The 23,717-nt window shown below is 69.6% G+C and carries 16 protein-coding genes; 10 read left to right on the forward strand and 6 right to left on the reverse strand.

Going from position 1 to position 23,717, the window contains the following annotated elements:
* Positions 1-28: 28 nt before the first annotated feature.
* Together crcB and cfa are read left to right on the forward strand one after the other, a co-directional pair.
* A complete protein-coding gene (gene crcB / locus FHW12_RS06190) occupies positions 29-415 on the forward strand; it encodes a fluoride efflux transporter CrcB (RefSeq protein WP_182530071.1) in 387 nt (128 codons plus the stop codon).
* Positions 416-494: 79 nt separating this feature from the next.
* A complete protein-coding gene (gene cfa, locus FHW12_RS06195) occupies positions 495-1,613 on the forward strand; it encodes a cyclopropane fatty acyl phospholipid synthase (RefSeq protein ID WP_182530072.1) in 1,119 nt (372 codons plus the stop codon).
* 7 nt (positions 1,614-1,620) lie between these two features.
* Here the strand turns inward: cfa and FHW12_RS06200 are convergent, their stop codons facing one another.
* Together FHW12_RS06200 and FHW12_RS06205 are read right to left on the reverse strand one after the other, a co-directional pair.
* A complete protein-coding gene (locus tag FHW12_RS06200) occupies positions 1,621-3,066 on the reverse strand; it encodes a hypothetical protein (RefSeq protein ID WP_182530073.1) in 1,446 nt (481 codons plus the stop codon).
* Positions 3,067-3,145: 79 nt separating this feature from the next.
* The gene (locus FHW12_RS06205) at positions 3,146-5,614 is read right to left on the reverse strand and encodes a right-handed parallel beta-helix repeat-containing protein (RefSeq protein WP_182530074.1); all 2,469 of its coding nucleotides are present in this window, start codon (positions 5,612-5,614) and stop codon (positions 3,146-3,148) included.
* A 137-nt stretch (positions 5,615-5,751) separates the two neighbouring features.
* On the opposite strand from FHW12_RS06205, the gene FHW12_RS06210 reads away from it, so the two are divergent.
* A complete protein-coding gene (locus tag FHW12_RS06210) occupies positions 5,752-6,318 on the forward strand; it encodes an ECF-type sigma factor (RefSeq protein WP_182530075.1) in 567 nt (188 codons plus the stop codon).
* The gene (locus tag FHW12_RS06215) at positions 6,315-9,248 is read left to right on the forward strand and encodes a serine/threonine-protein kinase (RefSeq protein ID WP_182530076.1); all 2,934 of its coding nucleotides are present in this window, start codon (positions 6,315-6,317) and stop codon (positions 9,246-9,248) included. The genes FHW12_RS06210 and FHW12_RS06215 overlap by 4 nt, the downstream gene beginning before the upstream one ends.
* A 40-nt stretch (positions 9,249-9,288) precedes the next feature.
* On the opposite strand, the gene FHW12_RS06220 is transcribed toward FHW12_RS06215, so the two are convergent.
* A complete protein-coding gene (locus FHW12_RS06220; RefSeq protein ID WP_182530077.1) occupies positions 9,289-9,690 on the reverse strand; it encodes a DUF805 domain-containing protein in 402 nt (133 codons plus the stop codon).
* A gap of 76 nt (positions 9,691-9,766) precedes the next feature.
* A complete protein-coding gene (locus tag FHW12_RS06225; RefSeq protein ID WP_182530078.1) occupies positions 9,767-10,609 on the reverse strand; it encodes a hypothetical protein in 843 nt (280 codons plus the stop codon).
* A gap of 252 nt (positions 10,610-10,861) precedes the next feature.
* Here FHW12_RS06225 and FHW12_RS06230 point away from each other — a divergent pair, with 252 nt between their 5' ends.
* Entirely contained in the window at positions 10,862-11,818 is a 957-nt protein-coding gene (locus FHW12_RS06230) for a LysR family transcriptional regulator (protein ID WP_182530079.1), read from the forward strand.
* A 41-nt stretch (positions 11,819-11,859) separates the two neighbouring features.
* On the opposite strand, the gene FHW12_RS06235 is transcribed toward FHW12_RS06230, so the two are convergent.
* On the reverse strand, positions 11,860-12,906 hold the full coding sequence (locus FHW12_RS06235) for a choice-of-anchor Q domain-containing protein (protein ID WP_182530080.1): 1,047 nt from the start codon (positions 12,904-12,906) through the stop codon (positions 11,860-11,862).
* A 235-nt stretch (positions 12,907-13,141) separates the two neighbouring features.
* On the opposite strand from FHW12_RS06235, the gene FHW12_RS06240 reads away from it, so the two are divergent.
* The 3 genes from FHW12_RS06240 (at position 13,142) to FHW12_RS06250 (ending at position 16,884) form a co-directional block, all read left to right on the forward strand.
* A complete protein-coding gene (locus FHW12_RS06240; RefSeq protein ID WP_182530081.1) occupies positions 13,142-13,726 on the forward strand; it encodes an RNA polymerase sigma factor in 585 nt (194 codons plus the stop codon).
* Positions 13,727-13,730: 4 nt separating this feature from the next.
* Positions 13,731-15,338 (forward strand): serine/threonine-protein kinase, encoded by a 1,608-nt coding sequence (locus FHW12_RS06245; protein ID WP_182530082.1) that lies wholly within the window; start codon positions 13,731-13,733, stop codon positions 15,336-15,338.
* 112 nt (positions 15,339-15,450) lie between these two features.
* Positions 15,451-16,884, forward strand: a complete 1,434-nt coding sequence (locus tag FHW12_RS06250) for a hypothetical protein (RefSeq protein ID WP_182530083.1) — start codon at positions 15,451-15,453, stop codon at positions 16,882-16,884.
* Between the two features lie 35 nt (positions 16,885-16,919).
* Here the strand turns inward: FHW12_RS06250 and FHW12_RS06255 are convergent, their stop codons facing one another.
* Positions 16,920-18,005, reverse strand: coding sequence for a hypothetical protein (locus tag FHW12_RS06255; RefSeq protein ID WP_182530084.1), 1,086 nt, complete (start codon positions 18,003-18,005; stop codon positions 16,920-16,922).
* A 37-nt stretch (positions 18,006-18,042) separates the two neighbouring features.
* On the opposite strand from FHW12_RS06255, the gene FHW12_RS06260 reads away from it, so the two are divergent.
* Both FHW12_RS06260 and parC read left to right on the forward strand, forming a co-directional pair.
* Positions 18,043-21,063 (forward strand): CHAT domain-containing protein, encoded by a 3,021-nt coding sequence (locus tag FHW12_RS06260; RefSeq protein WP_182530085.1) that lies wholly within the window; start codon positions 18,043-18,045, stop codon positions 21,061-21,063.
* Positions 21,064-21,223: 160 nt separating this feature from the next.
* Positions 21,224-23,464: a DNA topoisomerase IV subunit A gene (gene parC / locus FHW12_RS06265; protein ID WP_182530086.1), complete on the forward strand. Its 2,241-nt coding sequence runs from the start codon at positions 21,224-21,226 to the stop codon at positions 23,462-23,464.
* The last annotated feature ends 253 nt before the right edge of the window (positions 23,465-23,717 follow it).

The following is a 23,717-nucleotide window of genomic DNA, read 5'->3' on the forward strand; positions in this document are numbered from 1 at the left end:
ATGCCAGCACCGGGAGTCCCGCAGGCCCATGAATGCCGTTTCCGTGTTCGCCGTCGGCTTCGGAGCCTTCGCGGGTGCGATCGTGCGCTGGCTGCTCGGCCTCGCGCTGAACCCGCTGCTGCCGCACATCCCTCTCGGCACCCTCGCGGCGAATCTCGTCGGCGGCCTGATCATGGGCGTCGCGATGGGGCTGTTCGCGCATTTCGACAGCGTGCCGCTCGCCTGGCGCCTCGCGGTCACGACCGGCTTCCTCGGCGGGTTGACGACGTTCTCCTCGTTCTCGGCCGAGACCACGAGCCTCATGCTGCGCGCGCAGTGGGGCTGGACCGCAGCGATCATCGGCGCGCACGTGGCCGGCTCGATCGCGATGACCCTGGCCGGCTTCGGACTCGTGCGGCTGTTCCTGCGCGGTTGACGCCCGCTGCCGGTCGGACTTGATTCAGGCGCGGCATGTCCTGATTCCGCGTCGTAACCCGTCCGCCTGCATCCGACGCATGAGTACCGCCCGCGCGCAGCAACGCATCGCTTCCCTGCTGGAAGCCGCCGGCGTGCACGTCGGCGGCGCCTCGCCCACCGACCTGCGCGTGCACGACGACCGCTTCTACGCGCGCGTGCTCGCCCACGGCTCGCTCGGCCTCGGCGAGGCGTACATGGACGGCTGGTGGGACGCCGATTCGCTCGACGGCTTCCTGTTCCGCCTGATCGATGCACGCCTGGACGAACGCGTCGGCACGCTCGACGACGCCTGGCTGTTCCTCAAGGCGCGCATCGCCAACCCGCAGCGCGGCAAGCGCGCATACGAAGTCGGCGAACGGCACTACGACCTCGGCAACGACCTGTTCCGCGCCATGCTCGGTCGGCGCCTCGTCTACAGCTGCGGCTACTGGACCGAGGCGAGCGGCCTCGACGCCGCGCAGCTGGCCAAGCTCGACCTCGTCTTGCGCAAGCTGCGCGTCGAGCGCGGCATGCGCGTGCTGGACATCGGTTGCGGCTGGGGCGAAGCGCTCAGGTACGCTGCCGACCGCTACGGCGTCGGCGGCGTCGGCGTGACGATCTCGCAGGAACAGGCCGAGCTGGCGGCGACGATCTGCGCGGGCCTGCCGATCGAGATCCGCGTGCAGGACTACCACGAACTCGACGAACGCTTCGACCGCATCTTCTCGATCGGCATGTTCGAGCACGTCGGCGTGAAGAACTACCGCAGCTACTTCGAGGTCGCGCGCCGCTGCCTCGCCGACGACGGCCTGTTCGTGCTGCACACGATCGGCTCGAACGTGTCGACCAACCACACCGATCCATGGATCGAGCGCTACATCTTCCCGAACTCGATGATCCCGTCGGCCGCGCAGATCACCCAGGCCGTCGAGGACCTGTTCGTGATCGAGGACTGGCACAACTTCGGCGCCGACTACGACCGCACGCTGATGGCCTGGCGCGCGAACTTCGACGCGGCGTGGCCGCGCCTGCAAGCACGCTACGACGAGCGCTTCCGCCGCATGTGGCGCTACTACCTGTCGGCGTCGGCGGCGACGTTCCGCGCGCGCCGCAACCAGCTCTGGCAGCTCGTGCTGTCGCCGCGCGGCGTGCGCGGCGGCTATCGCGCGCCGCGCTGACGCGCGGTCACTCGAAGCCGTCCTCGAAGATCACGTCGAACGCGGGCGACAGTTCGCTCGTGCGTCCACCCGCGTCGGTCGCGGTCGCGACGAACGGGATCGCGCTCACGCCCGCGGGAACGAGCAGCGTGATCGTGCGATCCTGCTGCGCGCTCGCCGCGGGATAGCTGTCCTGGGTCAGCCACGCGCCGGCGCCGCCGGCGATGTCGGCATGGAAATCGATGCGCAGCGGATAGGCGGCGTTCGCGGTCGTGCTGTCCACGCGATAGGTGACCGTGAGCTGGTTGCCGCTCTGGCTCGCGGAGATGATCTCCGGCGCGTTCTGCACGCCGTTGCTGCCGGTATCGGCGTCGCCCGCATCGTTCGGCGTCGGCCCCGGCGCGCCGATGTCGAGGTTCGCCCGGCCGACGCCGCGGTTGTGGTGGACGCGGTTCGCGCGGCTGTCGAAGGCCTCGAGCGCCGAATTCGTGCCGGCGATGATGCCCGCGCCCGCGTTGAACGCGATGAGGTTCGCTTCGCCGTCGCCGAACCCGCCGATCGGCAGCGCACTGCCGTCGCCGCCCTGCACCTGGATGCCGCCGCCCGACTGCGCCGCGTTCGGCTGCTCGAAGCCGTTCGGCAGCGGCTGCTGGCCGCTCCAGTCGCTGCCGATGTAGTTGCCCTTGATCTCGAACGCGCCGACCGGGCCACCGGGGCCGAAGCCTGCCCACAGGCCGATGCCGAGCGGCCGGTTGCCCGAGATCACGTTGCGCGCGGCCGCGTCGGCGCCGCCGATGCGCACTCCCGTGCGCGAACCGACGATGATGCCACCCCAGTTGTTCGCGCTGCCGTTCGGTATCGCGAGCGTGCCGCCGGCGTCGGTGCCGATGAGGTTGCCTTCGATCACGACCGGTCCATTCGTGAACACGCCGGCGCCGCCATTGCCGGACAGCAGGTTGCGCTGCCACGGCAACGTGCCGCCGATCTGCGCGCTGCTGAAGCCGCAGCGCACCGCGCTACCGTTGTTGCCGACCGGCGGCAATGCGCTGCCGTCGACCTGCGTGCCGATGTAGTTGCCGTACAGCGTCAGGTGCGAAGCGTCGGGCCCGCCGTTGTTGCCGACGATCGCGTCGCCGAATCCGTGCATCGCGATGCCTTGCACCGTCAGCGCGGTCGATCCGCCCTGGATCGCGAAGCCGTAGTTGCCGTTGCCGACGAGCTCGATCATCAGCTGCGCATCGAGGCCGCCCTGCTCGGGCGCATGGGTGTTCGGTGCGCTGCCCGGCTGGCTGTAGCCGTCGACGGTCAGCGTGCCAGTGATCGTCGGCAACACGCTCGCGAGCGCGATCACATGCGGGCCCGTACCCGGGATCGCGAACGTGATCGTGTTGCTGCCGCCCGCGGCGTTCGCGTCGGTGACCGCCTGGCGCAGCGAACCCGGGCCGCTGTCGGCGACGTTGGCGACGCTGAACATCGCGGCGTCCACGGGGCCCGTCGCACCCAGCAGCATGGCGAATGCGATCGCCGCCGATCGCTCGCGTCGTCCCACGGGTTCATTGCGCACAGGTTTCGTTCTCCGCGTCGTCCACGCCGTTCCTGAAGATCACGTCGCACAGGTAGGGCGCGCTGAACGAGAATTCCGACGTGTTGCCGGCGGAATCGATGGCCGTGAGTGCAAGGCGGCGACCGGCGAGCGCCACGGTCGGGCTGTTGAACGCGATGCGGAACGTCGTGTGGCCGTTCTGCCCTGCCGGCGCACTGAAGATCGACGCGATGCCGCTGCGCAGGTAGACCTCGCCTTCCCCGTTCGGCTCGTTGTCCGCCGCCGCCGACGTGAACACCTGGATCAGGTACGAATCGGCGATCGAATCGAGCGAGCCTTCGACCCAGCCGGTGCGCTTGCCGCCGTAGGCACGCAAGATGGTCGGGTAGTTGAGGCCACGGTTCGGCAGGTTCGCGGCGTTCGCATCGGCGTCGTTGTCGTTGAGGCCGGAGCCGTCGAGGTCGATGCCGTAGAATGCGCTGGCATACACGGAGTTCGCCGACAGGCGGTTGCCCTTGCCGCTGCCGCCGACCGAGATGCCCATGTTGCCGCTGTTCCAGACCGAGTTGGCCGACACGATGTTGTCGTGCGCGTCGTTCTCGACGCGCAGGCCATGGCGCTGGTTCGGCGCGAGGTCCGAGAAGCAATGCGGCACCGGAATCGATATGCACAGGTGGTCGGTACGGCCGATCCGGTTGTGCTCGATCGTGTTGCCGTTCGCGCCCGCGCCCGACAGCATGACGCCGTCGCTCGCGCTGTTGACGATGACGTTGTCGCGCACGACGTTGCCGCTGGTGGTGATGCGGATGCCGGTGCCGTTGCCGGCGGCGGCCGTTTCGCTGCCGAAGGTGCCGATCAGGTTGTTGACGATCTCGTTGCCGGTCGAGGAGAAGAAGCTGATCGAACCGATCGAGATGCCGTTGCCGCTCGAGCCGGCGACGACGTTGCGCTGCACCGGCGCGTCGCCGCCGATCGACGCGGACGTCGCGACCATCGTCAGGGCGATGCCGTTGCCGTTGCCGGGCACGGTCGTCGCGCCGACCTTGCCGCCGAACTGGTTGCCCCAGACGAGGTCGTCGGTACCACCGCCCAGGCGCAGGCCGGAACCGGTGAAGCCGCCGATGGCGATGCCCTGCAGCCAGAACTGGGTCGACGCGGTTCCGGCGAAATCGAGACCCGTGGCGATCACGCCGTTGCCTTCGAGGATCACGCAGCGCATTGCATTGTCGCCCGTCGTATTCGTGTTGGAACGGCTGCCCGGCTGGCTCCAGGCGTCGATGCGCACGCCCTGCGTGATCGACGGCAACGCACTGGCGAGGGAGATCACCTGCGGACAGGCACCGGGTATGTCGAACGTGATGAACGAATAGTCCGGGTTCGCGTTCGCATCGAGGATCGCCTGGCGCAGTGAACCCGCGCCGCTGTCGTTCGTGTTGGTCACCGTCCGCGTCGCCGGGATCGTGTCGTCGACCTGTGCCTCGTACGCACCGCGATCGACCGCCGAGCCGATGACGCGCGCGTGGCCATCGAGGTCCACGTCGGCCATGTAGCTGTCGGCCACGCCGCTGTTCACCGCAGGCGAGGCGGCCTGCAGGCGGAAGTTGCCGCCGGCCGCATTCACGAACAGCGGATCGGCGTCGGGCAGGTTGCTGCCCGAGCCGGCGATCTCGTGCAAGGTGACGTCCTGGTACACGTTGTACTTGAACAGCGCGTCGCCGGGTTCGTTGTCGCCGTTGCTGCAATCGTCGATGACGCGGAAATCGTCGCCGTTGTTGTTCCAGCCGATGTTGTCGATCAGTTGCACGCCGGAACTGGTGCAGATCAGCATGCCGTGGACGCTGGCGTTGCCGCTGATCGTGTTGCCGATCACGCGTGCCGAATCGACGCCGAGGATTTCCACCGCGGAATAGCCGTCCGCTGGCATCGCGCTGACCCGGTTGTTGACGAAGCGCAGGTGCACGCCCGAGACGTTCGCGCCGTAGACGTCCGCCTTGGTACCGATGAACGCATCGTTGCGGATGCGCACGATGACGTCGTCGTCGGCGGGAATGACCAGCACTTCGTTGAACGGCGGGCCGATGTTGCGGAACGCGATACCCTCGATCCACAGGTCGTGCAGCGGATCGATGTGCACGATGCCGGCGCCGTCGGCGTCGAACACGGTGTTGTCCGGATTGACCGTGCGCACCGAGCAGTCGCTGTTGTAGCCGCCCAGCAGGAGCAGCTCGTTGAACTCGTGGGCATGGTTGCCGACGAGCGAGGTCGTGCCGATGTGGTAGGTGCCCTGCTTCAGGTGCACCGTCGTCGTCGCCTCGTCGTTGGCGGGGTCGGCCGCCTCGTTCAGCGCCGCCTGCAGCTCGGACACGCTGCCCACGCAATGCTCGTCCGCCCGCACCGGCATCGCGGCCGCGAGCAACAGGCATGCGACGAGCCATGCCGGCAGGATCAGGAGCCGACGGGCGTACGGGACGGTACTCATGGTCGCGGACTCTGCGGGGGCCTGATCGAGGAAACGGATTGCGGCACGATTCCCGACGCGGCTGCGTTCCGGCCGCTGCCATGCGCTATGCTGCCGAGCCAAGGGCGCGCGAACGCGCGCAGGGGCCGGAGGACCGCGTGACCGATCAGGCGCCGCTCACTGAATGGCTGCGCGCGGCCGGCAGCGGCGATCGCGAGGCGGGCGGCCGCGCCTACGCCGAGATCTACGCCGAATTGCGCCGCATCGCCGCGCGCCAGCTCGGCCGCGCCGGCGCGCAGGCCACGCTGACACCGACCGCGCTCGTCAACGAAGCCTTCATCAAGCTCGCGCGCGGCCGGCTCGACTCGATCAACGACCGCCGCCATTTCTTCAACCTAGCCGCGCGCGCGATGCGCCAGACCGTGGTCGATTACGCGCGCGAGCGGCTCGCCGAGAAGCGCGGCGGCGACCTCGTCCGCACCGAGCTCGACGACGGCCTGCCCGACATGCATGCCGACGCGCAACGCGCGCTCGCGCTCGACCAGGCGCTCGGCGTACTCGAACGCCAGGACGCCGAACTCGCCGAGACGTTCGCCTGGCGCATGTTCGGCGGGCTCACCGCGAAGCAGATCGCCGACCTGCGCGGCGTGACCGAGCGCACCGTGCATCGCGATCTCGACCTCGCGCGCAACTACCTGCGGCTCGCGCTCGGCGGCTCGCCGTGAGCACGCCTGCCGGCGAGCCGCTGTTCGCGCCCGAACGCTGGCGCGAAGTACGCGACCTGCTGGCCCGGCTGGAAGCGCTCGACGCGCCCGAGCGCGATCGCGAGATCGAACGCGTCGCCGCCGTCGACGATGCGCTCGCGCGCGCGGCGCGCACGCTGCTCGACGGCGCGGCCGCGTCGACCGAGCGCCTGCCCGAAGGCTTCGACCGCCTGTTCGGCACCGACGAACAGATGCCCGCGGCCGTCGGCCCGTTCCGCCTGCTGAGCCGTCTCGGCGAAGGCGGCATGGGCACGGTCTACCTCGCCGAACGCAGCGGCGCCGACTTCACCCAGCGCGTCGCGCTGAAGCTGCTCGATCGCGTCGCATCGGCACCGCGCCTCGCCGCGCGCGAGCGGCGCATCCTCGCCGCGCTCGCGCATCCGAACATCACCGCGTTCGTCGACGCCGGCACCGACGGCGGCCGCGCCTGGCTCGCGATGGAGTACGTCGACGGCGAACCCCTGCTCGACTTCTGCGCGCGACACGCGCTCGACGTGCGTGCGCGCGTCGCGCTGCTCGACCAGGTCTGCGCCGCGGTCGCGCACGCGCACGCGCAACTCGTCGTGCACCGCGACCTCAAGCCGTCCAACGTCTACGTCAGCCACGCGGGCGTGGCCAAGCTGCTCGACTTCGGCATCGCCCAGGTGCTCGATCCGAGCGACGAGAAGACGCCGGCGACGCGCGTGTTCACGCCGGAATACGCGGCGCCGGAACAGCTGCGCGGCGATCGCGTCACCACGGCGACCGACGTGTACGCGCTCGGCCTGCTGCTGTACGAACTCGTCGTCGGCTGCCGCTTGCCGACCGCGGCGCGCGAGCGCACGACCGACTGGACGACCGCCGAACTCGCGCGCCAGGCGAACGCCGACACACGCGCGGCGCCGGCTGCGCGCGACGGCGGCAAGACGGTCGCACGCCTGCTGCGCGGCGACCTCGGCCGCATCATCGCGCACGCGCTCGAGCCGTCGCCGGAGCGGCGCTACGGATCGGTCGCGCTGCTGCGCGAGGATCTCGCGCGCTGGCTCGAGCATCGCCCGCTCACGCTCGCGCGCCCGGGACTCGCCTACACGGTCGGCCGGTTCGTGCGGCGCAACCGCCTGGCGGTGTCGACCGCCGCCGTCGCCCTGCTCGCGTTGCTCGCCCTGACCGCAGTCGCGCTGTGGCAGGCGCGCGCGCGCGCCGACGAGGCCGAGCGCGCGCTCGCGCAGGCACGCCGCGCCGAGGCGATGCAGCAATTCCTCTCCGACGTGATCCGCCAGGCGAGTCCCGACGAGAACGGCGGCGCGCCGATCACGCCGCACCAGTTGCTCGAGAAGGGCGAACACCTCGCCGACGGCTTCGCCGGCCAGCCCGACCTGCAAGCCGAGGTGCTCGCCCAGCTCGGCGAGCTCTACCTTAGCCTCAGCGACACCGACAGCGCCGGGCGCGCCCTGCAGCGCGCGCGCGCCCTGGTGGCGGCGCCGTCGATGCCCGGCAGCGTGCGAGCGCGCGTGCTGCTCGCACTCACCCAGTGGGAAGCGGTGCTGGCGCAGTTCGACGATGCGCTCGCGCACGCGCGCGAGAGCCTCGCGCTCTACCGCAGCGAACCAGGCACCGAGGCGAAGACGATCGCCGAGGTCGACATCTCGATCGCACAGGCGCTCGACGGCAAGGGCGATGCGGCGGAGACCGAGAAGTTCCTGCGCGAGGCGGTCGCGCGCGACAGCGCCGCGCTCGGCGATCACGACGACTCGGTCGCCGAACTCTGGCTGCTGTTCGGTTACACGCTCGCCACGCGCGGCGAACTCGACGAAGCGGAACGCGCGTCGCGCAAGGGCGTGGAAGGCTACCGCGCGGTGTACGGCGACGACGGCTTCGAGGTCGCGCACGCGCTCAACGAACTCGCGCTCGTGCTCGCCTGGCGCAAGGAAGGGCTCGCCGCCGCCGAGGACGCGCTGCGCGATGCGGTACGCATCTTCCGCAAGCTCGTCGGCGAGAACCACCAGAAGACCATCTCGGCCGAGCGCAACCTGCTGACGATGGTCGAGCGCCGCGGCCGCTACGTCGACGCACTGCCGCAGCGCGAGGCACTCGTCGCGCGCGCGGAGCGCCCCGGCATCTCGACGCCGCGCGAACTCGCGACACAGTACCAGGCCCTCGCGCTCGACTATGCGCAGGTCGGCCGCTTCGCCGACGCCGAGACCGCTTTGCGACGCTCGCTCGTGCTCGGCGAGCAGGCACAGGGCGCACGCAACCTCGCCGACCAGGGGGCGCGCAATGACCTCGGCGACGTGCTCGTGCTGCTCGGTCGCGACGACGACGCGGAGCGCGTGCTGCGCGAGGCGATCGCGATCCAGCAGGAGCAGCAGCCCGACGACGTGGCCCGGCTGAAGCGGCTGCAGGCGTCGCTCGGCGAGCTGTTGCGCATCGAGGGCCGCACCGGCGAGGCCTTGCCGCTGCTCGTCGACGCGGCGGCACTGCCGCCGTCCGCACCGGACACCGACGTCGCGCGACCGCTCGCGCTCGCGCGCCTCGCCGAGGCGCAACTCGTCGGCGGCGACGCGACCACCGCGGAGGCGACCGCGCGCCGCGCCGTCGACTACGCGCAGAAGGCCTATCCGGCCGATCATCCGAAGATCGCGTTCGCCGCGTACGCGCTCGCCCGCGCCGACCTCGCGCTCGGCAAGTCGCGGGAGGCGGAGGCCCTGCTGCGCAAAACCCTGGAACTGCGCGCGGCGGTGCATCCGCCGACGCATCCGCGCATGCTCGAGGCGAACGTCGCCCTGGCACAGGCGCTCGAGGCGCAGGGCAAGGTGGACGAGGCGCGTGCGATACGCGACGGCGTCACGCCATTGCTCGACAGCGCCCTTCCCTACTCGCGCGAGCTGCGCGCGCGCCTCGCGCAGCGCTGAGGCGACGGCCGCGACTGCCGCGGCCGTCGCCGTCGTTCGATCAGGCCGTCGCCAGCGTGCGGCCAGGCGGGTTGCCGAAGCGGTTCGGACCCGGCGTGCCCGCGATGAAGCCGTTGAAGACGAGCGCGATGAGCCCGCCGACCACCGGCACGAGCGCGATCAGGATCCACCATGCCGACTTGTCGACGTCGTGCCAGCGCTTGGCGCTGATCGCGAGGCTCGGCCACAACAGCAGCAGCGAAGCGATCGGCAGTGCCATCGCGGCCGCGCCGCCACCCTGCGAAACCGCATTCGCGTCGCCGAGGCTCGCCGCATTGAACATCGACACGCCCGCGTAAGCGAACAGCGCGCCGAACAGCACGGTCACCGCGAGCACGAAATACCAGTACGGCGCACGACCGATGCGGCCCTGGAAGGAAAACAGCAATTCTGTCCAGCTCATGGAACCCTCTCCCGTTGGTGGAACGTCGTCGTTGAACGCCCGCGGCCCCGCGCCGCGGGCGGGTCTGCTGCTGCGCCTACTTCAGCGTGGTCTTCGAAGCTTCCTTCTCCATCTTCCAGGCGCCGCCCTCGCGCAGCATCGAGACGGTGCTCGTCACCGCGTTGCCGTCGGCGTCCTTGCCGGTGTACTCGAGCGACGCGTGGTCGCCCTTTCCGTTGCCCTTGACGTACTTCGGCTCGCGCAGCGCCTGTCCCTGGATGAAGCCGAACATCATCTTGAAGTCCTTGTCGTTGCGATGCGCGAGCAGCTCGTCCGCGCGCGCCTTCGTCATCGATTTCGCCAGCGCGTCGATGTCGCCCTTCTTCAGCGCGGCCAGGTAGGCGAGATAAGCCTTGCCCTGCTCGCCGCCGTTCGCCGGCAGCGCGGCGCCGAGATCGGGTGCACCGGGCAAGTCGAGCGCGAAGGCGAGGTCGTAGTACTTGCCGCTCTTCTTGTCCGCTTCGTCGTTGCTGCGGAAGCTGCCTTCGACGCGCTTGTCGTCGTTGCGCTTGAGCGAAAGCGTGTACCAGCCGCTGCCGCTCTGCGAACCACTCGAGTAGCCGATGTGCGTGTTGACGTTCTGCACGCTGCCGTCGCCTTCCAGGTTGAGGTCGACGCGCGTGGCTTCGCGCAGCTGGTCGTCGATGGCGCCGTCGCGATCACTCGCGTCGGCGAGCGCGGCAGCGTCGATCGGCTTGTCGGCGAACACGACGCGCGTGATCTGCTTGTCCTTGTCGAACGGATCGGGCATGCGGTACGCGTAGGCATGCTTGAGCGCGATCGCCTTGCCGTCGTTGTAGAGCGTGCCCGAACCATCGGCGAGCGCGAGCCCCGAGGCGAACGCTAGACCGGACGACAGCAGGCGCAGGATGGTGTTCATGATGTCATCTCCTCCCGGGAACCCGAAACACCCTCACGGGGCGCGACCGAACGGGTGGCCACGGCCGCCCTCATTTGTCGATACGGATTCCGGCGACGGATCCGACGCGCGCACTCGGTCCACGATGGCGGGCACGCTAAGGGGCGCCAATGAAAGATGTGGATCGGTCGATGCCGCCGGCTTATCGCGATAAGGCGCGGTGATCGTGCGATAATGCAGGGTTATACTGGGCCGCATGGCCGGGGGAGGCGCATGGGAACACGCCTGTCGTCGACGCAGATCGAATCGTTCATGACGCTCGCGCGCGAGCTGAATTTCTCGCGCGCGGCCGAGCGCCTGCACATCACCCAGCCGGCACTGACCAAGCGCATCCAGAACCTCGAGGAAACGCTCGGTCAGGTGCTGTTCGTGCGCCTGCGCGGCGGACTCGAGCTGACCGAATCCGGGCGCATCCTGCAGCGCCACGCGACCTCGGTCGAGCGCCAGGAGGAGGAGCTGCTGGACAGCCTCGTCGGCGCCGCAGGAGGCCTGTCGGGCTTCTTCCGACTCGTCTCGTTCTCGTCCTGCCTGCGCTCGGTGCTGATCCCTGCGGTCGCCGGCCTGCTGCGCGAACACCCGCGCCTGTCCTGCCAGTTCATCAAGGCCGAAGTGCACGAGCTGCAGGACCTGCTCATCGAGGGCAAGGTCGACTTCAGCGTCTCGCTGTCGGAGTGCGAGCGCATGGGCATCGAGAACGTGCAGCTCGGCATCGAACGCAACGTGCTCATCGAGTCGGCCCGCTACGAAGGACGCGACGACTGCTACGTCGACCACGACCCGCGCGACAACTTCACCGAACGCTTCTTCCTGATCCAGACCGGCGCGACCGTGCCGAAGATGCTGCGCGCGTACTTCGACGACATCTACGGCCTCATCGACGCGGTGTCCGAAGGCATCGGCCGCGCGGTCGTGCCGCTGCACCTGATCCGGCCCGAGCACCACGTGCGCATGGTGCCCGGCTTCCGCCCGTACGAAGTGCCGGTGTTCCTGCACTACCACGCCCAGCCGTACTACACGAAGCTGCATCGCGCGGTCATCGACACGCTCGCGAATGTATGCTCGCGCCACTACGACGCCTACCAGCTCGGCCACGAGGGCAAGGCGGTCGCCGATGATGCGTTGATCGCGGCGAACCGGCGGATGATCGCGAAGGGACGCGGAACACCCTGAGCACAGGCAGCCGTCGCGATTCCGCGTCCGGGCGCATGCGCTTAGTCGAAGATCGACGGGTCGAACCCGTCGGCGAACAGGCGGTCGAGTTCGTACGCACCCATGTCGACGTGCATGCCGATCACGCGCGGCACGCCGAGCGCATCCGTCGCGGTGAGCCCGCCGGGCGGCATGTCGTTGCCGGCGTCGACGAGCGGCGACGAACGCTTGAGCGGCTTGTCGAAACAGAGGAAGCCGCAGCCGGCGAACTGCGGATCCACCGACACGTTGCCTCCGCTCGCGGCGCCGAGCGGGACGGGCGAATACGATCCGATGTCGTTGGAGACGAGGTCGTACGTCCCTTCGTCGTAGAGGTAGAGGTCGGAACTCGCGTTGTCGTTGCCCCAGAAGATGTTGTCGCTGAACCAGAAGTGCGAGCTGCCGTGCGCGTAGGCGTAGAAGATCGGCCGGGCGTCGGCGGCGTTTGCGGTATTGCCGGTCACCGTGTTGTTGGTGAAATGCAACGGGCCGGTGAGGTTGATCGAGCCGGCGGGCGTCTGCCCGGCGGTATTGCCGGCGAACAGGCTGTTGGTCACGACGACGGTGCCCCAACCCGTGACGTAGAGGCCGCCGGTATTGGTTTCGGCGTTGCCGTAGAGGAAGCGCACCGAGTCGATCGTGAGCTTGGCGCCACCGGCCTGGTCGTACAGGTACACCTGCATGTTGCCGCCATAGTGCGAACCGGCTTCGGTCATGCCGCGGAACAGGGTCAGGTGGTCGACGAAGACGACGTCCGCACCGGTGAACGAGAACCGCAGCGGCTGCACCTGCTCCTGGCCGTCGAGGAACGTCGAGCCGGTGCGCACGCTGCAACCGGCGTTGAATCCGCCGCTGAGGATGAGCGCCTTGTGGTCGCTGCCGGCCTGCCCGGTCGCGTAGTCGAGGCCGGAGGCGAGCGCGTACACGCCCGACTCGAACTTGATGTAGTCCGCCTGGCCGTTCGTCCGCGCGGTGTCCAGCGCAGCCTGCGCGCTCGCTTCGGAATCGACGCAGAACACCGCCGCCGACGCCGACGAGGTCGCCAGCAGGCCCGCCAGCACCGCGGCCATCGAACCTGCGCGCGCGATCCGCGGACCCACGCAGGCACACTCTCCCACATTCATTTCGCTCTCCCTTTCCAAGGTCGGTGCGTCGTCGTGCTCGCAGCTGCCGCATCGCGATCGCTGTAGTAGGGAACGGAGTCCTGCGGCGATCCCGACGCCGCGCAGCGTCGATAACACCCGTTGATCGGGCGATAACGTATTGGAATCGCCGAACCGTCCTGGCGGGCGTATAACAGCGCGGATGGCTGTCCTCGCGCCCACCTTCGCTGCGACCACCGAGCTACTTCGCGACATTCGCGACGGCGACCGTGGCGCCGAGCAGCGCCTGTACGAACGCTGCCTTCCCACGCTGCGGCGCTGGGCGCACGGCCGCATGCCGCGTGCCGTGCGCGACATCAGCGACACCGACGACCTGGTGCAGGTCACCCTTCTGCGCGCGCTGCGTCACCTGCACGAATTCGAATCGAGCGGCAGCGGCAGCTTCCTCGCCTACCTTCGCCATATCCTGCTCAATGAAGTGCGCGCCGAATTGCGCAAGCAGCGGCGCCGTGACGACCGCGTCGACGTCGACGCGTGCCCGCTCGACGGCGACGACGATTCGGTCGTCGGCAATCTCGTCGGCCACGAGCGCATCCGCGCCTACGAGAGGGCGCTCGCCGCGCTCGAGCGCAGGCAGCAGGAACTGGTGGTCATGCGGCTCGAATTCGGCTTGGACTATGCCGAGATCGCGGTCGAGACCGGGGCCAGCCCCGACGCCGTTCGGATGAGCCTCACACGCGCATTGAAGGCGATGACCCGGCACATCGCCGCCGCACAGGCAGATTGAACCGATGCACCGCGACCCGCTCGACCGGGCGGTGGACGCGATCGCCGACGGGGTTCCGCCCGCATGGACGGCAATCGAATCGACGCATGCACTCGACGACGGCGAACTCGCGGGCCTGCGCCTGCTCGACGACGTCGCAGCGGCATTCCGCGGCCGCGCCAGCCGCGATGCATCGAAGCGGGCGGCGCCACTGTTCACCTGGGGCACGTTGCAGGTGCTGGAACTGATCGGCGAAGGCGCGTACGCGCAGGTGTGGCGGGCCTTCGACCCTTGGCTCGACCGCGACGTCGCGCTGAAGCTCGAACGCGAGCCTCACGGCGGCAGCGACCGCAAGCGGATCACGCTCGACGAGGCGCGCCGGCTCGCGCGCATCCGCCATCCGAACGTGCTCGCCTGCCATGGCTGCGCCGTGCACGAAGGACGTACCGGCTTGTGGACGGAAGTCGTCGACGGCCGCACGCTCGCCGCCATCCTCGCCGACGACGGCGCGTTCAGCGTCGGCGAAGCGACGCGCGTGGGCCGCGACGTCGCGCGCGGCCTCGCGGCGATCCACGCGGCGGGCCTCGTCCACGGCGACGTGAAAGCCGGCAACGTGATGCGCGAACGCGGGGGACGCATCGTGCTCATGGATTTCGGCGCCGGTGGCGAAGAACGCCTGCTCGCCGAACGCCGCATCGTTTCGGCGACACCGGCGTACCTCGCACCCGAAGTTCTCGACGGTGCGCCGCAAAGCCGACACGGCGACGTGCACGCGTTCGGTGTGCTGGCGTACCTGTTGCTCACGGGTTCGGCGCCTTACACGGGCACCGGCGTACCCGCATTGCGCGCCGCGCAGCGCGCGGGTACGCGCCCCCCGCTCCGCTCGGTGTGTCCCGAACTCGGAGCGGACGTAGCCGCGCTGATCGAACGCTGTCTCGACGCCGATCCGGTTCAGCGACCCGATGCGGACGCTGTGGCGCGCGGACTCGCCGCGGCGGCGACGTCCCGCGATCTTCCGCGACGCATGGATCGCCTTGCGAAATGGACCGTGCGTTGCCTGGCGGTCGCCCTCGCGGCCGCCGTGCCGGGGTCGGCATGGCCATGGCTGCTTCCGGCGTGGAGCGCGGACGCCGCGTTCGTGCGTTCCGGCGGGCACGGCGACGAGCCCCTCCAGGGCACGAGCACGGTTCGCGACGGCGATCGCCTCCGCCTGCGCGTATCGAGCAATCGCTCGAGCCACGTCTACGTGCTCAACGAGGATGCCGCGGGCAATGCCGTCGTCCTCTATCCGCTCGCCGGCGATACCGGCGCGCTGCCGGCGGCAGCCGTGACGCTGCCGGGGGGCGCGCGGAATCCGGCACTCGCCTGGGAAGTCACTCCCGGTGCCGGGCGTGAGGAATTCATCGTCGTCGCATCACTGGAGCGATTGCCCGCACTCGAGGCGGCCCTAGCCTCGTGGCCACACAGCGCGATCGCGGCGACGCCGACGCGTTCGCTCGGCCGCGTCGTGAGCGACGAACCGATGTCGCTGGTGACCGGCGAGCACTTGCGTGCACTGCTCGCGGATGTTCCGCGCGAGGATCCGACGCACCACGTCTGGCACTACGCGTTCGTCCACGCCCCGTCGCGCTGAACAGCACGCGAAGGCGATGCGCCGGCGGCTGCGCGTTCGCTTTCGAACGGTCACGCATTCCGATGCGGGCGCACGCGGCGCCGATGCCGCGCGCTCCACCGGAGAACCGAACATGCCCGCTCCGTTCCATGTTTCCATGATCGCGGCCGCGTCGATCGCGGTGGCGACGAATGCGCGCGCCGCGCTCCCGCTGGCGCCGTCCGGGCCGGACGCGCCGGCTGGCGAGTCCGCTGCACCCGCGGCTGTCGAGAGCGGCGCCGATGCCTGGTTTCTCGGCAGCATCGTCAGCGGCGTACCGACGACCGGGACCAATACCTTCGGCGACGCCGTGTCGGTGTCCGGCCGGCGCATCGCGATCGGCGCCTACAACACGCCATGCCCTGCGCCACTGGCCGGCAGGTGCGGCGACGCCTACGTCTACGACTACGCGCCCGGTCCGGCGCCGACCCGCTACCACGTGCCTTCGCCGAATCCGTCGGCCGGCGCCGGCTACGGCGTCTCCGTCGCGATCGACGGCGACTGGCTGCTGGTCGGCGCACCGGACGAACATCGCGGCGCCGGGTATTTCGCGGGCAACGTCTACCTGTTCCATTTCGTCGACGGCAACTGGAACGCGGTGCCGTTGCAGACGCCCGACGAAGCCGGCGCCCTGCTCGGCCAATCGGTGGCGGTGAGTGCGAGCGGGCTCGCGGTCGCCGGCATGCCGCACCAGTCGCGCACGAGCCCGCCGGCGTTGACGAACAATGGCGCCGTCGCGACGTTCGTCCGCGATGCCGCGGGCGAGTGGTCGTACGAAGGCATCGTGCGGGCCGCGACGCCTGCATCGAACGCCTACTTCGGCAGCGCGGTCGGCCTGCATGCCTATGTGCTTCCCCCGGGCATCCTCGACGGCTACGGCATCGCCGTCGGTGCGCCGGGGACGAGCGTGCTCGGCCAGCCGAATGCCGGTGAAGGCTACGCATACACGCGCGGCCGAGACGACCTTCAATGGACGTCGGCGGGGTTCTTCAACCTCGGCGCCGCCGCGCATTCCGGCGCGCGCTTCGGCGCCGCCGCGGCGATCGACGGCGCGCTCGTCGCGTTCGGTGTGCCCGGTCGGATCAAGGCCCTCGATGCGCCTGCCGCAGGCTCGGTGGTCTTCGCCCGGCGCAGCGGCGCGGACTGGTCGACTTACGCCGCCGACGAAGTCTACGGAACGCAGCAGGAAGGCGCGGCGTTCGGCAGCGCAATCGCGCTGCAGGGCGACGATGCCTTCATCGGCGCGCCCGCCTTCGCGTTCTCCGCGAGCGGCAACGGTCAGGTGCAGCAGTTCCACCATGCCACCGGAACACCCGAGCATTGGGACTACGTCGCCTACATCCTCGAGTACTACCCGAACGAGGATGCGCATTTCGGCGCATCGCTCGCATTGGACGGAACCTACCTCGCCATCGGTTCGCCGGGCTCGCCGCTGTTCGGACAGCCGCCGGAATCCGATCGCGTCGGCATGGCATACGTCTACCGGGCCGACGCGATCTTCGAGGGCGGATTCGACGGCGTCGAATGACCCGGGCCGCGACGCCGGCGTTCGCCACGCTCGGCTCAATCGCTGTCGAAGCCGTCGCGGAAGATGCGGTCGGGATCGCAATCCGCGTTCCATGGCGATACGCCGGTGGCCGAATTCCACGCCGCATTCGTCGCCGGATGCGTGCTCGGCGTGAATCCGTTCGGGCACAGCGTCGAAATGCCCGCGACGAGATGGTTCGGCGCCGGCGGGTCGGGAATCGGCCCACTCATCGCGTTGTGGTCGAGCACGACGTCGTTGAGCGCGGCGAGCCCGCCGAGCGGCGGCAACGGGCCGGTGATCGCGTTGTGGTCGAGCACGAGCCCGCTGAGATGGACGAGGTCGGACAGGTCGGGCAGCGGCCCTTCGATGCGGTTGTCGTCGGCGACGAACAGCAACAGGTTCGACAGCCCCGCGAGCGACGGAATCGGACCCGCGATGCGATTGCGCTCGACGCGCAGGTAGGTGAGGTTGGCGAGTCCGGAGACGTCGCCGAACGCATCGAGCTGGTTGTCGCTCGCATTGAAGATCGACAGGTGGGTGAGGCCCGTGAGCGTAGGCATCGGGCCGCTGAGCCGGTTCTGCAGCACGAAGAACTGCTGCAGCTGGGTCAGCCCGGTCAAGGGTGGAATCGGGCCGCTGAGATCGTTGTAGGCGGCGCTGAAGTGGTTGAGATGGGTGAGTCCCGCCAACGGAGGAATCGAACCGGTCATGTGGTTCGCCTCGACGCCGAACGATTCGAGCTCGGCCAGGCCCGCCAGCGCGGGAATCGAACCGCCGAGATCATTGGAGTCGAAATTCGCGATTCGCAAACGGATCAACGCGGCGAGCGAAGGCAGGGTCCCGCTGAGATGGTTGCTGGTCAGCGCCAGCTGCACGACATGGTCGCCGGCGGCGTCGCAGACCACGCGATGCCATGTGCATTCGGTGCCGGCAGCGCCGCCCCAGCCGGCATGGTCGGCCCACCCGCTGCCGCCCGCCTGGGCGTACAGTGCGAGCAGGACGGCGCGCTCCGAGGCCGGGATCGCCGCATGCGCATTCATGGCGCCGGCGGCGAGCGACGCCGACAGCAGCGAGCGCCAGACCGACCGCGGCGGGCGAATGAAACGGGTTGCGATGCGCATGGGCGACTCCGCGGGATCCTGGCAGACGGACATCGGAATGCTCGTCCGCGCCCGAACGAACGCGCGCGCCGCGCTGTGCGTGCTGCTGCTCTCCGTGGCTCCCGGCGTGCACGCGCGAACCGCCGACGAGGCGTATTTCGCGTTGATCCGCGCGGAGCGCTTCGCCGACGCGTACGCACTCGGCGAACGCGAGCTCGCGGCGCATCCCGGCGCGGGCACGGTGCGCTGCGCCATCCTCGACCGTATCGCGCGCGTGCAGGTGTTCGACTACCACGCGCCCGACGTCGACCGCCAGCGGCGCGTGCTCGAAGCCGCGCGCGGCTGCCACGCGTCGGACGGTGCGCGCGAAGATGCGCGCGCGGCCTGGTTGACCCTGCGCCTGGACAGCATCGCGGCGGCGCATGGGCAATACGCGAAGATCGAGGATGAAGCGCGCAAGGCCGAGGCCGTGATCGACGCGCACGGCGCGTCGTTGCGCCGAGAAGATCTCGCCGGCGCCTATCACGCGCTCGGCGGCATCGCGCTGAATCATGGCGACTATGCGATCGCGGCGCGCGACTATCAGCGCGCGGTCGTCGCCGCGGGCGGCGCCGACGCCGCTGCGCGCGCGGTCCGCTCGGTCGTGCAGGCACCGCTCCCGTCGATGCTCGAACGCATCGGGCGCTACGCCGACGCGGTCGACGCAGGCCGCCTCGCCTTGCGCTGGGCGGAGGAATCGTTCGGCGAACACAGCCTTGCGGCCACCGCTGCGCTAGGCACGCTCGCCCAGACGGAGTTCTTCGCCGGGCGGTACGCCGATGCGCTCGAACATGCCGCCCGCGGCGTGCGCGAGGCGCGGGCGCAGGGACCGCGCGGCACGCGCGGCCTCGCCTTCGTGCTCGTGACCTACGGCAACGCTTTGCGCGAGACCGGGGAACTCGCGCGCGCCCGCGACGCGTTGGCCGAAGCGCTCGCGCTCGAACGCGCGGCCACCGCCCCGGTCGTCGGCACGCTCGCTTCGCGCCTGAACCAGCTCGGCTACGTCGAACAGCTCCTGCGCGGCTGCGACGTGGCGCTGCCGCACTACCGCGAGGCGCTCGCGCTCGGCGAACGGCAGTTCGGTGCCGACAACGTGCGCATCGCGGTCGCGCTGACGAACATCGCCGGCTGCGAGATCGAACTCGGCCACTACGACGAAGCGCAGCGCGGGTTCGAACGCGAACGCGGCATCATCGTGCGCGCCTACGGCGATCACCACCCGGCGGTCGCCAAGAGCCTGTTCAACCTCGCCGACGTCGCGCTCGAGCGCGGCGACGACGCGGTCGCGCAAGCACTCTTGCGGGACGGCCTCGCCTCGATGCCGGCGGATGCCGACGCGCTCGCGACCAATGGCGTCGCGGCACATCGTGCGCTCGCCCGGGCGTTGCTCGGCCTCGGCCGCGACGAGGAGGCGTTCGCCGAAGCGGTCGTCGCCGAAACGGGCCGCCAGCGCCTGTTGCGCAAGGTCGGCGTCCATCTCGGCGAAGCGAACGCGCTCGCGTTCAAGGACCATCTCGCCGGCGCGATGGATCTCGTCCTCGCGCTCGCCGCACGGCATCCGAGCCAGGCGAACATCGCGACCGCATGGTCGCTGCAGGCCGGCGCACGACAGCTCGTCACGACCCTCGTGGCGACGCGGCTCGCGGCGTTGCGACAGCGAGCCGACGCGGCCAGCGAGGCGGCCTGGCGCACATGGGAGGACGCGAGCCGCGCCTACGGCGATGCCGCGATCGCGCGCGAGGGCGGCAAGCTCGAAGCCGATCGCCTGCGCGAACGCGCCGATGCGCTCGACGAGGCCGAGCGCGCGCTCGCACGTCGCATCGGCATCGATGCGCACGCATCGTCGCCGGTTCCGCTCGACGTCGATCGCCTGCGTGAAGGCTTGCCCGCGGACGCGGCACTGGTCGCGTACGCGATCGCCGATCCACGGCTCCCGCACGACGCGCATCCGGCGCGCGCACGGCAGCTGTATGCGTTCGTGCTTCGGCACGCGGATGCGCCGCGGATTGTCGACCTCGGCCCGGCCGACGCCGCGACGGCAGCGATCCACGACTGGACCGTGCTGTTGCGGGATGCACGATCGAGCGAAAGCGACGTGCTCGCGCTCGGCACGAACGTGGTGCAACGGATCTACGATCCGCTGGGGCTGCCGGACGCGACACGCCGCGTGTTCGCAGTGCCCGACGGCGAAGTGCATCGCCTCGCCTGGTACGCCCTGCCCGGCTGGATCGAGCGAGGGCGTGTCGTGCAACTGCTCGGCAACGAACGCGAACTCACCGAAACACCGCCCGGCGCGGTCAATCCGCCACGCCTGATGCTCGTCGGCGCGCCAGCCGGCACCCCTCGCGATGCCGTGCTCGGAGGTTGCGCCGCAGACGGCGCGCTTCCCGGCGCGACGCGCGAAATCGAACGCCTGCGTACCGAATGGCGATCGCTGCGCGCCACCGCGCCGATCGACGCCTACGAAGGCCGCTTCGCCACCGAAGCCGCCGTACGCCGGAACGCCGGCGCCAGCAGCCTGCTGCATTTCGCCACGCACGCATTCAGCGGTTCGTCCACGTGCCTGGCGCGCGGGCTGCTGGCGCGCGGCGTGCAGCTCACGGGCAATCCCTCGTCGTCGACCGCGTCCTCGCTGAGCGGACTCGTGCTCCAGCCCATGCCCGGCGTCGGCCACGACGACGGCATCTTCACCGCCGCGGAAGTCGCCACGCTCAAGCTCGACGGCGTGGAAAACGTGACGCTCGCCGCGTGCGACAGCGGACTCGGACCCGTGTCGCGCGACGAGGGCGTGTTCGGCCTCGCACGCGCGTTCCGCGTCGCAGGCGCTCGCAACGTGGTCGTGAGCCTGTGGCAGGTCGACGACTCAGCCACCTCCGGCCTGATGCGGCACTTCTACCGGGAACTACTCGCGACGCCGACCGGCGTGCCCGATGCGCTGGCGGCTGCGGCACGTGCCGCGCGGGCCGATCGCCTGGCGTCCTCAGGCGCATCGCATCCCTACTACTGGGCCGCGTTCGTTTCGACGGGAGGCGCGCGATAGGCTCGTTCGCGCGCCGTGATCGCGGCGCCGCAAGGCGCACGTCGCCGGCTCGGGTCGCCAACGCGGCGCACCGCACGCTACCTGCGTCGCGGTCGTTCCGGCACAATGCGCGGCCAGCCGCCGGCGCACCGCCGGACCCGTTGTTTCCACTGGATTTTCGATGAACCTGCAAGCGAACTACGAACAGATTCCGCTGAAGGATTACGCCGAGCGCGCGTACCTCGACTACTCGATGTACGTGGTGCTCGACCGCGCACTGCCCTTCGTCGGCGACGGCCTGAAGCCGGTGCAACGGCGCATCGTCTACGCGATGAGCGAACTCGGCCTCGACGCGGCGTCCAAGCCGAAGAAGTCCGCGCGCACGGTCGGCGACGTGATCGGCAAGTTCCATCCACACGGCGACAGCGCGTGCTACGAGGCGATGGTGCTGATGGCGCAGCCGTTCTCGTATCGCTATCCGCTCATCGACGGCCAGGGCAACTTCGGCTCGCAGGAAGACCCGAAGTCGTTCGCGGCGATGCGCTACACCGAATCGAAACTCACGCCGATCGCCGAATTGCTGCTGGAGGAACTCGGCCAGGGCACGGTCGACTGGGTGCCGAACTTCGACGGCACGCTGAAGGAACCGTCGTGGCTGCCGTCGCGCGTGCCGCACGTGCTGCTCAACGGCTCCACCGGCATCGCGGTCGGCATGGCGACCGACATCCCGCCGCACAACCTGCGCGAGATCGCGAGCGCGTGCATCCGCCTGCTCGACGAGCCCGAGACGAGCATCGCCGAACTGTGCGAACACGTGAAAGGCCCGGATTTCCCGAGCACGGCCGAAATCATCACGCCGGCGAGCGAACTTGCGGCGATGTACGCGACCGGCAACGGTTCGGTGCGCTGTCGCGCGGTGTGGAAGAAGGAGGACGGCAACGTCGTCGTCACGGCGCTGCCGTACCAGGTGTCGCCGTCGAAGATCGTCGAGCAGATCGCGAACCAGATGCGCGCGAAGAAGCTGCCGATGCTCGAGGACATCCGCGACGAATCGGACCACGAGAACCCGATCCGCATCGTGCTCATCCCGCGCAGCAACCGCATCGATCTCGACGAGATGATGCAGCACCTCAATGCGACGACGGACCTCGAGAAGAGCTACCGCGTCAACCTCAACATGATCGGCCTGGACGGCAAGCCGCAGGTCAAGAACCTCAAGCAGATCCTCGCCGAATGGCTGCGCTTCCGCGCCGACACGGTGACCAAGCGCCTGCAGCACCGGCTCGCCAAGGTCGAACGGCGCCTGCACCTGCTCGAGGGCCTGCGCATCGCCTACCTCAACCTCGACGAGGTGATCCGCATCATCCGCGCCGAAGAGGAACCGAAGCCCGCGCTGATCGCGCGCTTCAGGCTCAGCGAGGAGCAGGCCGACTACATCCTCGAGACGCGCCTGCGCCAGCTCGCGCGGCTCGAGGAAATGAAGATCAACGAGGAGCGCGACCAGCTCGAGGAAGAACGCGCACGCATCAACGTGATCCTGAACTCGAAGGCACGCCTGAAGACGCTGATCAAGGACGAGCTCAAGGACGATGCGAAGAATTACGGCGACGCGCGCCGCTCGCCGCTGGTCGAGCGCGCCGTCGCGCAGGCGCTCGACGACACCGCGCTCGTCGCGAGCGAGCCGGTCACCGTGGTGCTGTCCACGAAGGGCTGGGCGCGCGCGGCGAAGGGTCACGACGTCGACGCGAGCGAGCTCGGCTATCGAGAAGGCGACAAGTTCCTCGCCAGCGCGAAGGGCCGGACGACGCAGCAGGCCGCCTTCATCGATTCGACCGGGCGCAGCTACTCCACGCCCGCGCATACGCTGCCGTCTGCGCGCGGCAACGGCGAGCCGCTGACCGGTCGCTTCGCGCTGCCGGCGGGCGCTCGCTTCGATGCGGTCGCGATCGCCGATCCCGCGACGAAGCTCGTGCTCGCGTCCGACTTCGGCTACGGCTTCGTCACGAAATTCGAGGCCTTGCTCGCCAACAAGAAGGGTGGCAAGCAGATCCTCAACATGGACGACGACGCACGCGTGCTCGCGCCGGCGCTCGTGGCCGATTCCGCGCGCGACCGCATCGTCGTCGTCACCAACGCGGGCCACCTGCTCATGTTCTCGGTCGCCGAATTGCCCGAGCTCGACAAGGGCGGCAAGGGCAACAAGCTCGTCGAGATCCCGAAGGCGAAGCTCTCCGGCGGCGAGCGCGTCGCCGGCGTCGCGGTCGTCGCCGAAGGCCAGGGCGAAGTCACGCTGTACGCGGGCCAGCGTAAGCTCACGCTGAAATGGAACGACCTCGTCGAGTACGGCGGCAACCGCGCGACGCGCGGTTCGCTGCTGCCGCGCGGCCTGCAGCGCGTGGAGCGCATCGAAACCACCGGCTGACGCACCGCACGCAGCACCCGCGGCGCTGCCTTCGCGCGACTGCGCCGGTGCGCGTGGACCCGTGCCGCAGGCCCGCAATCCATCAGGGACGGTATCGGCCGATCCGCTCACGAACGACCATTCGCTACGTCCCCGCAAAAAAAGAGGCCTCCCCGAAAGGAGGCCTCTGCGTTTCATCCCAGGATCGGGATCAGTTGGCGGTGCCGACGAGGAAGTTGTCCATCGTGGACCAGCTGCCGTCGGTCGGATCCGA

Origin of the sequence: Dokdonella fugitiva, from assembly GCF_014138265.1 — a bacterium.
GTDB classification, from domain to species: domain Bacteria; phylum Pseudomonadota; class Gammaproteobacteria; order Xanthomonadales; family Rhodanobacteraceae; genus Dokdonella_A; species Dokdonella_A fugitiva_A.

Excerpts from the sequence above, each read along its gene's own strand:
- crcB (WP_182530071.1), top strand. The coding sequence starts at position 29 with ATGAATGCCGTTTCCGTGTTCGCCGTCGGCTTCGGAGCCTTCGCGGGT.
- cfa (WP_182530072.1), top strand. The coding sequence starts at position 495 with ATGAGTACCGCCCGCGCGCAGCAACGCATCGCTTCCCTGCTGGAAGCC.
- FHW12_RS06200 (WP_182530073.1), bottom strand. The coding sequence starts at position 3,066 with ATGTTCAGCGTCGCCAACGTCGCCGACAGCGGCCCGGGTTCGCTGCGC.
- FHW12_RS06205 (WP_182530074.1), bottom strand. The coding sequence starts at position 5,614 with ATGAGTACCGTCCCGTACGCCCGTCGGCTCCTGATCCTGCCGGCATGG.
- FHW12_RS06220 (WP_182530077.1), bottom strand. The coding sequence starts at position 9,690 with ATGAGCTGGACAGAATTGCTGTTTTCCTTCCAGGGCCGCATCGGTCGT.
- FHW12_RS06225 (WP_182530078.1), bottom strand. The coding sequence starts at position 10,609 with ATGAACACCATCCTGCGCCTGCTGTCGTCCGGTCTAGCGTTCGCCTCG.
- FHW12_RS06230 (WP_182530079.1), top strand. The coding sequence starts at position 10,862 with ATGGGAACACGCCTGTCGTCGACGCAGATCGAATCGTTCATGACGCTC.
- FHW12_RS06235 (WP_182530080.1), bottom strand. The coding sequence starts at position 12,906 with ATGGCCGCGGTGCTGGCGGGCCTGCTGGCGACCTCGTCGGCGTCGGCG.
- FHW12_RS06240 (WP_182530081.1), top strand. The coding sequence starts at position 13,142 with ATGGCTGTCCTCGCGCCCACCTTCGCTGCGACCACCGAGCTACTTCGC.
- FHW12_RS06245 (WP_182530082.1), top strand. The coding sequence starts at position 13,731 with ATGCACCGCGACCCGCTCGACCGGGCGGTGGACGCGATCGCCGACGGG.
- FHW12_RS06250 (WP_182530083.1), top strand. The coding sequence starts at position 15,451 with ATGCCCGCTCCGTTCCATGTTTCCATGATCGCGGCCGCGTCGATCGCG.
- FHW12_RS06255 (WP_182530084.1), bottom strand. The coding sequence starts at position 18,005 with ATGCGCATCGCAACCCGTTTCATTCGCCCGCCGCGGTCGGTCTGGCGC.
- FHW12_RS06260 (WP_182530085.1), top strand. The coding sequence starts at position 18,043 with ATGCTCGTCCGCGCCCGAACGAACGCGCGCGCCGCGCTGTGCGTGCTG.
- parC (WP_182530086.1), top strand. The coding sequence starts at position 21,224 with ATGAACCTGCAAGCGAACTACGAACAGATTCCGCTGAAGGATTACGCC.